General features: G+C 70.3%; 14 protein-coding genes and 3 pseudogenes. 11 read left to right on the forward strand and 6 right to left on the reverse strand.

Annotated features, from left to right (window positions below; genetic code table 11):
• Positions 1-697, reverse strand: a pseudogene (locus ACFWRV_RS35615) (zinc-binding dehydrogenase); the annotation flags it as partial.
• A 163-nt stretch (positions 698-860) separates the two neighbouring features.
• On the opposite strand from ACFWRV_RS35615, the gene ACFWRV_RS35620 reads away from it, so the two are divergent.
• The 3 genes and pseudogenes from ACFWRV_RS35620 to ACFWRV_RS35630 all read left to right on the forward strand — a co-directional run.
• Positions 861-1,469, forward strand: a complete 609-nt coding sequence (locus ACFWRV_RS35620) for a lipocalin family protein (RefSeq protein ID WP_384340226.1) — start codon at positions 861-863, stop codon at positions 1,467-1,469.
• 12 nt (positions 1,470-1,481) lie between these two features.
• Positions 1,482-1,619, forward strand: coding sequence for a hypothetical protein (locus ACFWRV_RS35625; protein WP_384340228.1), 138 nt, complete (start codon positions 1,482-1,484; stop codon positions 1,617-1,619).
• 31 nt (positions 1,620-1,650) lie between these two features.
• Positions 1,651-1,809, forward strand: a pseudogene (locus ACFWRV_RS35630) (IS701 family transposase); the annotation flags it as partial.
• A gap of 7 nt (positions 1,810-1,816) precedes the next feature.
• Here ACFWRV_RS35630 and ACFWRV_RS35635 read toward each other — a convergent pair.
• Positions 1,817-2,605: an SDR family oxidoreductase gene (locus ACFWRV_RS35635; RefSeq protein WP_384340230.1), complete on the reverse strand. Its 789-nt coding sequence runs from the start codon at positions 2,603-2,605 to the stop codon at positions 1,817-1,819.
• Positions 2,606-2,700: 95 nt separating this feature from the next.
• A complete protein-coding gene (locus tag ACFWRV_RS35640) occupies positions 2,701-3,279 on the reverse strand; it encodes a TetR/AcrR family transcriptional regulator (RefSeq protein WP_384340232.1) in 579 nt (192 codons plus the stop codon).
• 160 nt (positions 3,280-3,439) lie between these two features.
• Between ACFWRV_RS35640 and ACFWRV_RS35645 the strand changes: the two genes are divergently transcribed.
• Positions 3,440-4,897 (forward strand): MFS transporter, encoded by a 1,458-nt coding sequence (locus ACFWRV_RS35645; protein ID WP_384340234.1) that lies wholly within the window; start codon positions 3,440-3,442, stop codon positions 4,895-4,897.
• Between the two features lie 83 nt (positions 4,898-4,980).
• Here the strand turns inward: ACFWRV_RS35645 and ACFWRV_RS35650 are convergent, their stop codons facing one another.
• On the reverse strand, positions 4,981-5,490 hold the full coding sequence (locus ACFWRV_RS35650) for a nuclear transport factor 2 family protein (RefSeq protein WP_384340236.1): 510 nt from the start codon (positions 5,488-5,490) through the stop codon (positions 4,981-4,983).
• Positions 5,491-5,607: 117 nt separating this feature from the next.
• Between ACFWRV_RS35650 and ACFWRV_RS35655 the strand changes: the two genes are divergently transcribed.
• Positions 5,608-6,432, forward strand: a complete 825-nt coding sequence (locus ACFWRV_RS35655; protein WP_384340238.1) for an SDR family NAD(P)-dependent oxidoreductase — start codon at positions 5,608-5,610, stop codon at positions 6,430-6,432.
• Between the two features lie 40 nt (positions 6,433-6,472).
• Here ACFWRV_RS35655 and ACFWRV_RS35660 read toward each other — a convergent pair whose 3' ends face one another.
• Both ACFWRV_RS35660 and ACFWRV_RS35665 read right to left on the reverse strand, forming a co-directional pair.
• Positions 6,473-7,228: an MFS transporter gene (locus ACFWRV_RS35660; protein WP_384340240.1), complete on the reverse strand. Its 756-nt coding sequence runs from the start codon at positions 7,226-7,228 to the stop codon at positions 6,473-6,475.
• A complete protein-coding gene (locus ACFWRV_RS35665) occupies positions 7,225-7,419 on the reverse strand; it encodes a hypothetical protein (RefSeq protein WP_384340242.1) in 195 nt (64 codons plus the stop codon). Before ACFWRV_RS35665 ends, ACFWRV_RS35660 begins: the two co-directional genes overlap by 4 nt.
• A 461-nt stretch (positions 7,420-7,880) precedes the next feature.
• Here ACFWRV_RS35665 and ACFWRV_RS35670 point away from each other — a divergent pair, with 461 nt between their 5' ends.
• The 6 genes and pseudogenes from ACFWRV_RS35670 to ACFWRV_RS35695 form a co-directional block, all read left to right on the forward strand.
• Positions 7,881-8,144, forward strand: coding sequence for an acyl carrier protein (locus ACFWRV_RS35670; protein WP_384340244.1), 264 nt, complete (start codon positions 7,881-7,883; stop codon positions 8,142-8,144).
• Between the two features lie 39 nt (positions 8,145-8,183).
• The gene (locus ACFWRV_RS35675) at positions 8,184-9,155 is read left to right on the forward strand and encodes a chlorinating enzyme (RefSeq protein WP_384340246.1); all 972 of its coding nucleotides are present in this window, start codon (positions 8,184-8,186) and stop codon (positions 9,153-9,155) included.
• A 287-nt stretch (positions 9,156-9,442) separates the two neighbouring features.
• Entirely contained in the window at positions 9,443-10,168 is a 726-nt protein-coding gene (locus tag ACFWRV_RS35680; protein WP_384340248.1) for a thioesterase II family protein, read from the forward strand.
• A gap of 19 nt (positions 10,169-10,187) precedes the next feature.
• On the forward strand, positions 10,188-11,729 hold the full coding sequence (locus ACFWRV_RS35685) for an amino acid adenylation domain-containing protein (protein ID WP_384340250.1): 1,542 nt from the start codon (positions 10,188-10,190) through the stop codon (positions 11,727-11,729).
• A gap of 42 nt (positions 11,730-11,771) precedes the next feature.
• Positions 11,772-13,112, forward strand: coding sequence for a cation:proton antiporter (locus tag ACFWRV_RS35690; protein ID WP_384340252.1), 1,341 nt, complete (start codon positions 11,772-11,774; stop codon positions 13,110-13,112).
• Positions 13,109-14,113: pseudogene (locus ACFWRV_RS35695) on the forward strand (hypothetical protein); the annotation flags it as partial. The gene ACFWRV_RS35690 and the pseudogene ACFWRV_RS35695, both read left to right, overlap by 4 nt.

Raw genomic sequence — 14,113 nt, forward strand, 5'->3', positions numbered from 1 at the left:
GTGACGGCGGCGGGCGCGACGCCGAAGCGCCCGCCGCCGCTCGCTCACTGCAGTCGACAAGGATCTTCATCTGGCCGGAGCCGCCGTTCTCCAGAGCGGCGAATCCCGAGGCGGCGTCGGACAGCGGGACGATGGTGGAGATCAGTTGCGCGGCCGGCGCCTGCTCCTGGGCCACCAGTTCCACGGCGGTCTCGAAGTCGGCGCGGTCGTGGAGTCGCGCGCCGATGAGCGTGAGCTCGCGCCAGAAGAAGCGGTGCAGGTCGACCTTGCGGGGCCGGCCATGGATGGCTACCAGTACCGGGCGGCCACGTACCGCGAGGGCGTCGACGGCCGTAGTGACTCCGCCGCCGGCGCCGGACACCTCGAAGACGACGCCCGCGCCCGCGCCCTCGGTCCATTCCTGGACGTAGGCCGGCACATCGCCCGCCGCATCGACGGTGTGCAGCCCGAGCCCGTCGGCAAAGGCCCCGCGCCGCGGATCGAGTTCGGCGAGCAGTACGTCACCGCCTGTGCTGGCCGCGACGGAGGCGATCAGCAGGCCGACCGGACCGCCGCCAACCAGGAGAACCTTCTCGCCGATGGCGACCCCGGCCCGTCGTACGTCGTGCACCGCAACGGCTGTCGGCTCCACGAGCGCGGCGCGGTTCAGCGGCAGGTTCCGCGGAAGGCGCGCGAGGAGATTGGCCGGCACCGTCCAGAGCGAGTTGCTAGGCCGGTCATCTCCGCGGCGCGATCCCTCAGCCCATCCCGCGAGGGTGGGCTGTCACAACCAGGGTGACGAAGTTCTTGGAAGGTGCATCCGGCGGGCGGGCCAGATCAGAAGGAGAACGAACTGTCCTGAACAGACCCGAGGAGTACGCATGCCCCTGTCCCTCCCCCTTGGCCGTTCCGCTCTCGTTGTTGCCTGCTCCGTACTTGCCGTCGCGGGAGCTTCGGCGACCGGGGCTGCCGCCACCGCGTCCGGCACAGCGCAGGGTCAGCCCGGCAAGGTCGACCTCGGTCGATACGCGGGTACCTGGTATCAACTCGCAGCCGTGCCGCAGCTCTTCGAGATCCAGTGCAAGAAGAACGTCCGAGCTCAGTACACGCCCAATACGGACGGAACCGTCGGCGTCCGCAACACCTGCACGACATGGTGGGGATCAACCAGCGCGGTCAATGGTGCCGCGCTCCCCCTCGACTCCTCGGGCACCAGTCTCAACGTCTCCTTTCAGCCCAGGCCGGCCGGTGGTTACGTGCACACCCAAGAGGCCAACTACGTCATCGCCGGGCTTGACGAAAGCTACACGTGGGCGGCGGTGACCAACGAGGACCGGACTGCTGGCTTCCTCCTCTCACGGACGCCGACCATCGGCAAGTCCGAACTCGCCGCGGCAGTTCGATCGTTCACCGACGCGGGTGTGGACCCCTGCGTGCTGCGGCCGACACGACAGGACGGTGGTGCGCAGCACCCCACCCAGCTCTGTTAGCCCGCAGCCTGGATGACCCCGTCCCGAAAGGCAGTCCGTACCGCGGCCGCGTTCCGCTGGGGCCTGAACCAGCGCGGTCGGCACTACGTGGTCGGCATCTCCACCACGCCCACCGCCCACCCGGCCGCAGCCGGCCGGCTCATAGCGTGAAGGCATGGGCCATCGAGGCAGGTCCGACTGCTGGCTGCTGGCCGAATGGCCCGCCAAAGAGGCCGAGCCGGTTCAGTTCTGGCTCTCCGACCTGCCCGCCGACCCACCGTTGGCCACCCCGGTCCGTCTGGACAAGCTCCGCTGGAGAATCGAGCACGACTACCGAGAGATGAAACAGGCCCTGGGCCTGCCGCCCGTCAGGCGAAGTGGCTAGTCAGGGGGTGGAGCTGCTGATCCAGGATGTCGTACCCGCCGTCCAACCGGATCAGCTGTCCCGCCACGGCGCCGAAGTCGTCGTCGGCCAGCAGCGCGACGGCCCGGGCCGCGTCCTCGGGCTCGACGAGCCGGTCGATCACGGAGCGGTCGGTCAGGTACGTCTGGAGGCCCTCGCTGAAACCCTGTCCCGAGGACTCCGTACGTACCGCGCCGAACGCGAGGGTGTTGACCGTGACGCCGTACTGTGCCCCGATTCCCGCGACATGGCGGCTGAAGGTGTTGAGCGCGGCCTTGGCGGTCGAGTGCGCGACGGCCATGCCGATGGAGTCCGCGGCGGTGCTCGATATGAAGACGATGCGCCCCGCCCGCTGCTCGCGCATGACGGCCAGAATGCGCTGGCTGAGGAAGAACACCCCGGAGAGCTCGCCGTTGATCTTCTCCGCGGAGTCGTCCCAGGAGAGTTTGGCCAGCGGGACGAACGAGGGGTTGACCGTATTGGCGTTGCAGACCAGTACGTCGATGCGGCCGTGCTCCTCGCGCACTCCCTCGATCAGTGCGGCGACCTGGTCACCGTCGCAGACGTCGGCGCGGGCGGCCTGGGCGGAACCGCCCTCGTCCTCGATCGCCGCGACCACGTTCTTGGCGGCGTCGGCGTCGCTGCGGAAATTGACGATGACGTGATATCCGCGCCGCCCGAATTCCCTGGCGGTCGCTGCGCCGATTCCCCGGCCGGCTCCACTGATCAACGCGACACGCTTGTGCTGGCTCACGGTGTTCTCCTTCGGGAGCCAGCGGCAACGGTTGTCACCGTAACTCCGGGGATAGGCACCGTGTCCCTACGGGAGGCCCACAGGTTCCGGCGGTGTCAGCGCACCGCCGGGGACGTCTCGAACCGAATCACGTCCCGGGCGAAATCCACTGCCTCCGCCGCCGCACCGGCCGCTCCGAGAATCGAACCACTCGCGTACAGGCCGTCGATGATCAGCATGATCCGGTCACCGAGCCGGTCGGGATTGGCGGCCGGCGTGCGCCGGGCCAATTCACGGAGCTGTTCCCGGACGGTCCTGAAGTGATCGACCGAGATCCGGTGCGCGGGATGGTCGGGCTGGGGAAACTCTGCGTGGGTGTTGCGCAGGGAGCAGCCGCGGGTTCCGGGGGCCATCATCTGCACCGCACGGACCACTTCGACCAGTTGCTCCTCCGGGGTGTCCGCGGCCTTCGCGGCGTCTTCCAGGGTTCTGTCCCAGTCCCGGGTGGAGCGCTGGAGATACGCCACGACCAGCTTGTCCTTGCTGGCGAATTCGCGGTAGAGGAGCTGCTTTCCGCAACCGAGTTCGTCGATGATCTGCTGCATGCCGACGGCGTGCACGCCGTAACGGTCGAACAGGTCGGCCGCCGCATCCAGGATGCGGTCGTGCGCGTCGGACGTGGGATTGCGGGCCATGGCCTCGAAGGCTAACAGACCGATCGGTCCCTTCCCAGAGAATGACGACGGACCGATCGGTCCACCCTTTCGGGGGCGCTCATTGACATCCCGTCACGGGCCTGGCCATGCTGGGCCCGTCCTCATTCCGGACCGATCGGTCCGCGCCACGGGAGGCTCCATGTCCGCTCCACCCCCTCCGCAGTCGATCTTCACCTCGCTGACGCCTAGGGCCTACGCCATGCTGGGCGTCCTCTGCGGCGCGCTATTCATCGACGCCCTCGACGTCTCGATGAAGGGTGTCGCGCTGCCGGCGATCGGCTCCTCGCTCGACATGTCGACCAGCTCCCTGCAGTGGGTGATCACCGGGTACGTGGTCGGCTTCGGCGGATTCCTGCTGCTCGGCGGGCGCGCCGCCGACCTGCTCGGGCGGCGCAGGATGCTGCTGATCTCGCTCATGGTCTTCGTCGTCGGCTCGCTGGTCGGCGGCGCCGCTCCCAACGGGACGGTGCTCATCGCGGCGCGCTTCGTGACCGGTGTCGGCGCCGCGTTCAGCGCCCCGGCCGGCTTCTCGATCATCACCACGAGCTTCGCCGAGGGCCACATCCGCAACAAGGCCCTGTCCATCTTCACCGCGACCGGCGCCACCGGCATGGCGCTGGGCATGGTCATCGGCGGCCTGCTCACCGACCTGAACTGGCGCTGGGTCTTCTTCGCCCCGGCCGCGGTCGGGCTCGCCGCGTTCGTGGCCGGTCTGGCGTTCGTCCCGCGCTCGCCCCGGCCCGAGGGCGGCGCCAAGGACTTCGACATCGCCGGCGCCGTGACCATCACCGCGACCATGGTGCTCGTGGTGTTCACCTTGGTCCAGGCGCCCGAGGTGGGCTGGACCAAGGTGAACACCCTGGGCTCACTGGTGGCCGCCGTGATTCTCCTCGTGGTGTTCACCACGATCCAGCGCAAGGTGGCGAAGCCCCTCGTACGGCTGGACATCCTGCGGTCCGCCGCGCTGGTGCGCGTCAACATCGGCGCCATGTCGCTGATCGGCGCCTGGATTGGCGTGCTGTTCACCATGACGCTCTACCTCCAGGATTTCCGCGGCTGGTCGGCGATGGAGACCGGCTTCGCGGTCAGCCCGGTCGGGCTGGTCGCCGCTGTGCTCTCGACCCGCATCGCGGCGCCCCTGGTCGGCCGCTTCGGTGTGGAGCGCGTGATCCTGGCGGGGCTGGTCTCAGCCGTCGCGGCGTACGCCCTGCTGCAGTTCCTCTCGGCGGACTCCGGCTACACCACGCTGCTGCTGCCGGCCTTCCTCCTGATCGGCCTGGGCTTCTCGCTGGCATACGGCCCGCTGACCATGGCGGCGGCCGACAGCGTCCCGGTGCACGACCAGGGTGTGGCCGGCGGACTGGTGAACACCTCGTTCCAGATCGGTCCCGCCCTGGGCCTGAGCGTGGTGACCGCGGTCAACGCCGCGAACACCGGAAGCTCTTCCGGCGAGTTCCTGCACGGCCTGCGGCTCGCTCTGGTGGTGCCGCTGATCTTCGCCATGCTCGGGGTGCTCGCCATGCTCCCCGCCCTGCGCCGGCGTGGACCGGCGCCCGCGACCGCCCCCGTACCGCAGAAGGAAGCCGCACAGGGGTGAGGGCCCGCACGGCCGGGCCCCCGAGGTCACGCCTCGGGGGCCTGCGGGCATCCGTCACGGCGGAGCCCCTCGCATCGGGCGGGTCACCAGGGCCAGCGCCAGTCGTCGTTGTTCGGCACGACCCAGTAGTGGTCGAGCTCGACCACGGCGAAGTACCAGCGGCCGTCCCGGCGGACGTAGGTGTCCGTGAACTGGCCGGTGCTGTGGTGGATCTCGCTCGCGCGGTCGAAGCGGATCTTCTCCTCGAAGAAGGACACACCCCTGGCGGAATCCTTGCCGGTGACCTGTACCTGGTGTCCCTGTATGAAGTTCTTGAAGTTGATCTCCGAGGCGCCGCGCTGGAATTCCAGGATCTTCTTCGGCAGTGCGCTGTAGAAATCGGTGACGCCCGCACTGCCGTGCGCCTGGCCGAAATCGCCGTAGTCGAGATGGGCGTCATCGGAGAACAGGGCGCCGAGGGCTTCCCATTCGGCATTGTTGAGGCAACGATGAAACTCCGTACGCAACCTCTCCAGTGCGCGAATGCTTTCCAATTCCTCGACCCTCTCAGTGAGTTGCGCCACCGTACGGGCCAGATCTGATGCGTCACTCATGGGTCGGCCTTTCATTTCTCATTCTGTTACCTGGGACCGGATGACTATGGCAGGTCGCCGAGACGTCCCGCAAGAGACCCTCGATCATTCAACCCCCCACCATGCAGGGAGATTTCTGTGAAGACTTTCGTCATTTCCGGCGGCACCTCCGGAATCGGAGAGGCGCTCGCCCATACCTATCTGAAGCGCGGGGACAAGGTGGTCGTCATCGGCCCCGACCCGGAGAAGGGAAAGAAGTTCCTCGTCGCCGCGGACGGACTCGGCGCCCGGCAGCACGCCTTCTTCATCCGGGCCGACCTGAGCCTGGTGGCCGAGAACAGGCGCGTCGTCGAGGAGATCAAGGAGCAGTTCTCCGTCGTGGACGCGCTGGTGTTGTGCGCGCGGTTCTTCCGCTCCTACCGCCGTGTGACGTCCGAAGGCTTCGAGCACAACTTCGCGCTGTACTACCTGAGCCGCTATCTGCTCGGGTACGGCCTGGTGGATCTCCTGGAGAAGGCGCCCGAGCCGGTCATCATGAATGTGGCGGGCCCCGGTGTGGAAGCGGGCCCGATCCACTGGAACGACCTGGGGCTGGAACGCGGCTACGACGGTTGGGCCGCCATGTTCCAGGGCGGAAAGCTCAACGACCTCCTCGGCGTCTCCTTCGCCCGGCAGAGCCGCGGCTACCGGACCCGCTACGTGCTGGACTTCCCCGGCGGTACGGCGACCGGCTTCTCCGGCGAGTTCGAACCGGTCACCGCCGCCCGCGTCCAGGAGATGCTGCGGTACGCCAAGCCCGTGGAGGCAGGCATCGCGCCGATCGTCGCGGCCCTCGACACTCCTCCGGCCGAACCGCTGAGCGCCTTCTTCGAGGGCCGGCGGATCGACCCCCGGCACTTCTCCTTCCACGAGGACGACGCTCTGCGGCTCGATGCCCTGACCAGGAAAATGCTGGCGTCCTGAACAGGTGGACCGGGTGCCTGCCGCACGCGTCGGCATCCGGTCATCGCCCGCGCGGTCCTCCGCGCAGCCCGGTCACCGCCGCCGCCAGGCCCAGCGCGGCGGCGAGCGAGGTGGCGAGCAGGGGCGTCCTGAAGCTCCCGGTCAGAGTGGCGATCCCCGCGACGAGCGGCAGCATCAGGACGCTGCTGGCCTGGACCCCCGTCTGGTAGACCGGCACGGCAGCGGCCCGCAGAGCGGGTTCGACGCTCTGGGTCGCCTGCATGTTCAGGGCCGCGAAGGAGAGCACGAACCCGGCCTCCACCAGGAGAAGCGCCGGCAGCAGGCCGGTCACGTACGGGAGCGGCTCCGGGTGCAGCAGACCGTACGACTGTCCCGCCAGGGCACAGCACGTCCCGGCGGCGATCAGCCGGGCGGTGCCGTACCCCTGGACCAGCCGCCCGGCGAACGGGACCGACATCGCCAGCGGGACGCTCGCGGGCAGCAGGGCCAGCGCGATCTGCCACGGCTGCCAGCCGAAGTCACCGCTCGCGCGGAACGTGGCCAGCAACAGCAGTCCGATATACGACCCGTTGAGGGCGGCCGCCCCCAGCGTCGCCCGTACCAGAGCACCGTTGCGCAGGACCGCCGCGCCTGGCCGGCCCGGCTTCTTCCGGACCGAACCGGGAATCACCCGCAGGCCCCACACCAGGAGCACCAGGGCCACCGGGGCCGGCAGCAGGAACGTCCAGCGCCAGCTGTCGCCGGCCAGTGGTCCGGCGAGCAGCAGCCCGGCGGTGAATCCGGCCGCATCCGTCATTCCATACCCTCGGTGAAGTAGCCGCCCGGGCCACGCAGCCGATAGCCGTCCTTCGTAGTGCCGTGCTTCTCCTCGTACCGCTCGATCGCCTCCCGCACCGACCGGGGCAACGGCACCTCCCTGAACTCCCCCGCCCTGCGGTGCTTCAGCTTCGCCGGCTTCAACGTGCTGGAGTGGATCTGTTCCCGCACCCGGTGCCACACCGGCCGCTGCCCTGGGTTGGCCCCCGAGGATGGACACCCGCTGGGCAGCACGGATCAGCAGCGCGATACGGAGCAGGGCCACGCACCAGTGCCGGGCTTCCCTGCCGAGAGGGCTGTGAAGAGGGATCCGGTCCGGCCACGACCGACCGGGCGTTCAACCGGTCCGGCGCTCCGGCGCTCCGGCGCTCCGGGCCGAGAGTGCGGAACACTCATCCGGCAGAAACCCGCACCATGTTCGTGGCGCATTTTCCTGGCGTATGTCCGCGGGGCATACCCCCCAAGTATCCGGCATTACCGCACTCGTCCAGGCCGCCATAGAGTGAGTCGCGCAGCAAGCCATGCATATGTGCCTGGCCCTGTGCGAAGTATGCGGAGACGCTCCGGCTCGCAAATGATTCCGACTATGGCCGGAGGCCCGTACGGGACCCTACGAGAGGAGTCTGGCGGCCATGCCCGTTTCCATTCCTGAGGGCGTGCACGAACTTCAGAAGCTGCTCGTCGACTGGGTGGGCGAAGCCGTCGAGAAACCGGATGTGTCCCCCGAGGACAACTTCCTGGATCTCGGCGGTCACTCGCTCCTCGCCATGAACCTCAACACACTCGCCCAGCAGCGCTTCGGACACGAACTGGACGTGAAGGTCCTGTTCGAGGAGTCGCTCGGCAGCGCGATCGCAGAACTGCACGGGCGGATCACCGGACAGCCTGCCACGTAATTCGTTCACCCAGTATTCAGACCAGAGACTGGAGTAGCCGTGACTGACCGCACCGCTGATTTCCGACTGAGCCCCGAAGAACTCGCCACGTTCGAGGAGCAGGGCTTCATCGGTCCCATCAAGGTGTATGAACCCGAGGAGATGGAGAAGCGCTGGAACCAGATACGCCGAGCCATTCCGGACCGTTCGCGGGCGATCTATCCGGACGACGCGCTGGGCGCGGTGACCAACCTCTCCAACTACGACCGGCACCTCGACATAGATCTGCTCAGCGAGCACATCATGCAGCAGGCGATCGTGGAGCGGGTGGCCTCCATCCTCGGCCCGGACCTGCTGTGCTGGCGCACCGAGTTCTTCCCGAAGTACCAGGGCGACGAGGGCACCGACTGGCACCAGGCGTCGACGTTCGCCCACTCCAGCGGCCGCCCCCAGATCCGGTGGCCCGCGCAGAACAACGCGCCCGCGTTCGGCGGCACGATCACCGCCTGGACGGCGTTCACCCACTCGACCCGTGAGAACGGCTGCCTCCAGCTCATGCCGGGCACGCACCGGGTGATGAACTACGACGAGTCCCTCGGCATGTCCTACAACCCGGACACGATCAACAAGCGGGAGAAGGACAGCGTCCGGCGCGGCTTCTTCGGGTACGACTACCGCGAGCTCCAGAAGGACCCCGACTGGCGCCCCGACGAGTCCAAGGCGTTCTCCCTCGTCATGCAGCCCGGCGAGTGCGTGATCTTCTGGTCGACCCTGATGCACGGTTCACTGCCGCACACCGGCGGCAAGAAGGACTACCGCATGGGGTTCGCGACCCGGTACGTGCCGACCCAGGTCGAGGTCTACCCGGACCTCGGCGACGTGTCCGAGTACGGCGGCACCATCCCGCTGGACAACTTCGGCTCCGTGCTCGTCGCCGGCAAGGACGAGTACGGCCACAACACGATCACCGACCAGAACCGCCGCGGCCACAGGTTCAGCCCGTGGGACTTCCGGGAGGCATACAGCGGCTGACGCCCCCGGCCCGTGCCGGCGGCGGGCCGGCGCGGGCCGTGAGAGCCCGGCCCGCAGGCCGGTCCCGCAGCACGTGACCGGCGACGCCCGGAAGGGGCGCGGCGGCGCGGCGGTCCACCGCCCCGTCGCATCGCGGCCCCGCCCCGGGGCAGGGGCGGCGGTGACGTGGCGGCCCACCGCCCCACTACCGCGGCCCCTGCCCGGCCGGCGCCCGGCCCGAACCCCCGCGGCCCCCGCGCGCCTTCCGGTCATGCTGCTCCGCCCCCACCTTTCAGGAAGGCGCACCGATGACCGTGCTCGCCCTGTTCCATCACGCCGGAGGCTCGGCGGCCGTGTTCCGCCGGCTGGTCCAGCTGCTGCCCGACGACATCCGGCCCGTGATGGCCGAACTGCCCGGCCGGGGCCGCCGCTGGCGGGAGCCCGCCCCGCGCACCGCCGAGGAGGCTGTCCGGGATCTGGCCGACCTGCTCACCGCGGAGGTGCGACCCGACGAGGAACTGGCCATCTTCGGCCACAGCATGGGCGCTTACCTCGGGCTCGGCGTGACCGCGGCCCTGGAGCGGCGCGGCGGACCGCGTTGCCAGACCCTCTTCGCCTCCGCCAACCTGGCCCCGCAGCTCGGCTCCCCGCTGTTCCCCGACGGCGTCGCCGCCGCGTCGGACGAAGAGGTGCTGGCCTGCGCGGCCCGGTTCGACGCGCTGGACGAACGGCTGCTCGGCCACCCCCACATCGCCGACCGCGCCGTGGCCCTGCTGCGATGCGACTTCGCCGTCTGCGACTCCTTCATCCGCACCATGGCCCGGACCGTGACCGAGAGCCGCATCGTCGTCTGCCGCGGAGAGCAGGACGCCTTCGGCGACGAGCACACCGACCCGTGGCAGTGGCGCAGCGTCCAGCCGCTCACCACCCTCACGTTCCCCGGCGGCCACCTCTACCTGGAGGCGGCCGGGGCCGAACCGCTCGCGGAGGCGATCGCTTCGGTCATGAACGAACCGGCGCAGTCCCGAACCTGATCCGGCCTGGGAGCCCCCGATGAACGAGGCAGTGAGTTCCAACGGCAACCCCCCTCTCGCCCACGAACTGTTCGAGGCACGGCGCAGGTCCCACCCCGACCACCCCGCCGTGCTGTGGGGCAAGCGGTCCCTCGGCTACGAGGAGCTGGGGCGCGACGCGGACCGGCTCGCCCACGCGCTGCGACTCGAAGGCGTCACCGGGCAGCCCGTCGGAGTGTTGTTCGAGCGAGGCTTCTCCATCGCCGTCGCGGTCCTCGGCGTACTCAAGGCCGGCTGCGCCTACGTGCCGCTCGACCCCGCCTATCCCGACGAGCGGCTCGCGGCCATGGTGCGCGACAGCGGTACGCGGGTCCTGCTGACCGAAAAGGCGCTCCTGGACCGCGTTCCGCTGCCGGACGGCACCCGTGCCGTCCTCCTGGACGACGCCCTGTCCGCCGTCGAGGACGCGCCCCCGCCGACGGTGCCGGAGATCGGGCCGGACACCCTCGCGTACGTCATCTACACGTCCGGGTCCAGCGGGGTGCCCAAGGGCGTGGCCATGCCCCACGGTCCGCTCGCCAACCTGATCGACTGGCAGTGCGCGCACTCCGCCTGCGGCGCCGGCGACCGGACCCTCCAGTTCTCCGCGCTCAGCTTCGACGTCTCCTTCCAGGAGATGTTCAGCACCTGGGCGTCCGGCGGGGCCCTGGTGGTGGCCGACGACACGACGCGCCGGAGCTGGCAGTCCCTGATCGACCTGCTGAACAGCGCCTCGGTGCGGCGCATGTTCCTGCCGTTCGTCGCACTCCAGTCGATCGCCGCGCACGCCGACTCGGTCGGTGTGTGGCCGGCCTCCCTCCGCGAGGTCGTCACCGCCGGTGAACAGCTCCAGGTGACGCCCGCCGTGCGTGCCCTGTTCCGGCGCCTGGACGGGGCGGTGCTGGTCAACCAGTACGGGCCCTCCGAGACCCATGTGGTGACCTCGCTCGAACTCCGCGGCGACCCGGACGAGTGGCCCGACCAGCCCAGCATCGGCCGGCCCATCGCCCACGTCGAGGCGTACGTCCTCGACGAGCGGCTGCGCCCGCGGCAGCCCGGCACACCGGGAGAACTGTGCATCGGCGGCCCGGTGCTGGCCCAGGGCTACCTCGGGATGCCCGAGGCGACCGCCGCGCGGTTCCGGACCGTACCCGGCCTGGCCGGCGGCGGGCGGATCTACCGGACGGGCGACCTCGTCGACCTCCGGCCGGACGGCACGCTGCAGTTCCTCGGCCGGCTGGACGACCAGGTGAAGATCCGGGGCCACCGGGTGGAGACCGGAGAGGTCGAGGCACATCTGCGGACCCTGCCGGAGGTCGCCGACGCGGCGGTGGTCGTGCGGGAGGGGCCCGGCGGCGTCAAGCAACTGGTGGCGTTCTGCGTCCCCGCGCGCGGCGCCGAGGTCGTGGCCTCCGCGGTCCGGCGCAGCCTGTCCGCACAGTTGCCCGACCACATGATCCCCTCGTCGGTCCGTCCCCTGCCCGCGCTGCCGCTCACCTCCAGCGGCAAGGTCGACCGCAGGACGCTGGCGCGGGGTCTCTGACCGTCATCCGCTCCCCTTTTTTCGAGAAGGAAGAGGCCAAGCATGTCGACGCACGGTCCGGCCCTGCACGGTCCGGCCCTCAGCGCGGGAGAGAGCGCCGGTGTCACCGGGATCGTCCTGGTGGGCGTGGCCCTGGTGCTGATCGCCGCGTTCCTGTTCTCCACCGCGGCCAAACGGGTCCGCCAGCCTGCGGTGATGGGCGAGATCGTCGCCGGAATAGCCCTGGGGCCGAGTCTGCTCGGGCTGCTGCCCGGCGATCTGCCCGGACTGCTGTTCCCCCCGGCGGCCCGCCCGTATCTGGAAGTCCTCGCCCAACTGGGCCTGGTGCTCTTCATGTTCGGGGTGGGCTACCAGCTGAGCCTGTCGCACGTGAAGGGCGTCGGACGGCACATCGCCCTGGTGTCGTTCAGCTCGGTGGCGCTGCCGTTCGTCATGGGCGCCGCACTCGCCGTCCTGCTCTACCCGTGGCTCGACACGTCGCAGCTGAAGACGGACGGGATGCTCGGCCCTGCGCTGTTCCTCGGTGCCGCGATGTCCATCACGGCCTTCCCCGTGCTCGCCAGGATCATCATCGAACGGGGCCTGCAGAAGCACCGGGTGGGCGCGGTGGCCCTGGTCAGCGCCGCCATCCAGGACGTGATCGCGTGGACCGTGCTGGCCGCCGTCGTCACCGTCGTCAGCGTCAGCGGCCTGTGGTCGCTCGGCCGGACCATCGGCGGCGCCCTGGCCTTCGGCCTTGTGCTGATCCTCCTGGTGCGGCCGGCCCTGGCCTGGCTGCTGGCCCCGCAGCGGTCGTGGGCCGGCAACACGCCGACCGTCCACGTCGTGCTCTGCTCCGGGCTGCTGGCCAGCGCGTGGATCACTGACGAGATCGGCCTGCACGCGGTGTTCGGCGCCTTCCTGTTCGGGGCCGTCGCGCCCCGCCGCCACATCGACGCAACCGCCCCCGAGGTGCCGGAGCGCATCGACCAGACGAGCCTGCTGCTGCTCCCGGTGTTCTTCACCGTCACCGGGCTCTCGGTGGACCTCGCCGGGCTCGGCGCTCAAGGGCTCGTCATGGTCCTGGCGACCGTCGCGGTGGCATGCGCGGGCAAGTTCCTCGGCGCCATGGGCGCAGCCCGGATCTCCGGCTCCGGCGGCCGCGAGGCCACCGTGCTGGGCATCCTGCTCAACGCCCGCGGACTGACCGAACTCGTCGTCCTCAACGTGGGGTTGAGCCTGGGTGCGCTCGACAGCCGGCTGTTCACGGCGATGGTCGTGATGGCCCTGCTCACCACCCTGATGACCGGCCCCCTGCTGAGCCGTTTCCCGCTCGACGCCGAGCCGGTCCCGGCGCCCGCGCCGCGGCCCGTGAAGCACGCCGGAAAGGACGCTGCCCGATGACCGGAACCACCGCGGGGCAGCTGGCGTCGCCGCCCGCCACGCGGGTCACACCCCTCGCCCCCGCCCCGCCGCGGCTGCCGCTGCGCGGGCGTGAGGAGGAGATGGCCCGCGCGCGGCAGGCCCTGGAGTTCGGCGCCGACGGCGGCTGCGCCCTCGTGACGGTCGAGGGGCCGCCCGGCTCCGGACGGACCCGGTTCCTCGACGAGTGCGTGGCCCTGGCGCGGCAGCTCGGCTATGTGACGGGCCCCCGGTCCGGCCGTCCCGGGCCGGCCGGCGGCCCCCGGCTGATCATCCTGGACGACCCGCACTTCCTGGCGGAGGAGCCGGGCGAGACCCTGCTCGCCCGGCGGCACCCCCCGTACGGCGACCGGGCGCTGGTCCGGCTGGTGGCGCGCCGCCGGGGCGCCGGGCCGGGGGGCACCGACCCGCTCGCTGTCTGTCCCACGGGGCACCACGAGCGGATCCGCCTCGACGCGCTCTGCCCATCGGCCGCCCTCCAGGTAGCCGCCGACCTGCTGGGAGCCCCGCCCTCCGCGCCGCTCGCCCGCGTCCTGCGGGGCGCGGGCGGGCATCCGAAGCTGCTGGTGGAGCTGGTGGAGGGGATGCGCGAGGAGCAGTCGCTGCGGGTGGGGGCCCACGAGGCACAGCTGGTCGAGGACCGCATTCCGCGCCGGCTGCGGGTGCTGCTGCAGCCGATGCTCCTGGACTTCCCGGACGAGTGCCGCCAGCTGCTGCGCGTGGCGGCCGTCCTCGGCCGGGAGAGCACGGTCGACGACCTGCTGCCGATCCTCCAGGTGCCGCCTTCCGACCTGCTGCTCGCCCTGGACCGGCTGATCAGCACCGGCATGCTGGCGGTCGGCAGCACCCAGGTCCGCTTCCCCAACGAGCTGCTGTGGCGGCTCGTCGTCGACTCGGTGCCGGTCCCGCTGAGGCAGGCGCTGCGCCGCCAGGCAGCCGACTGCCGGCAGGTCCCGCGTCCGGTGGCCCGGCCGGCGGTGCCG

Source organism: Streptomyces sp. NPDC058576, assembly GCF_042718715.1.
Classification (GTDB): domain Bacteria; phylum Actinomycetota; class Actinomycetes; order Streptomycetales; family Streptomycetaceae; genus Streptomyces.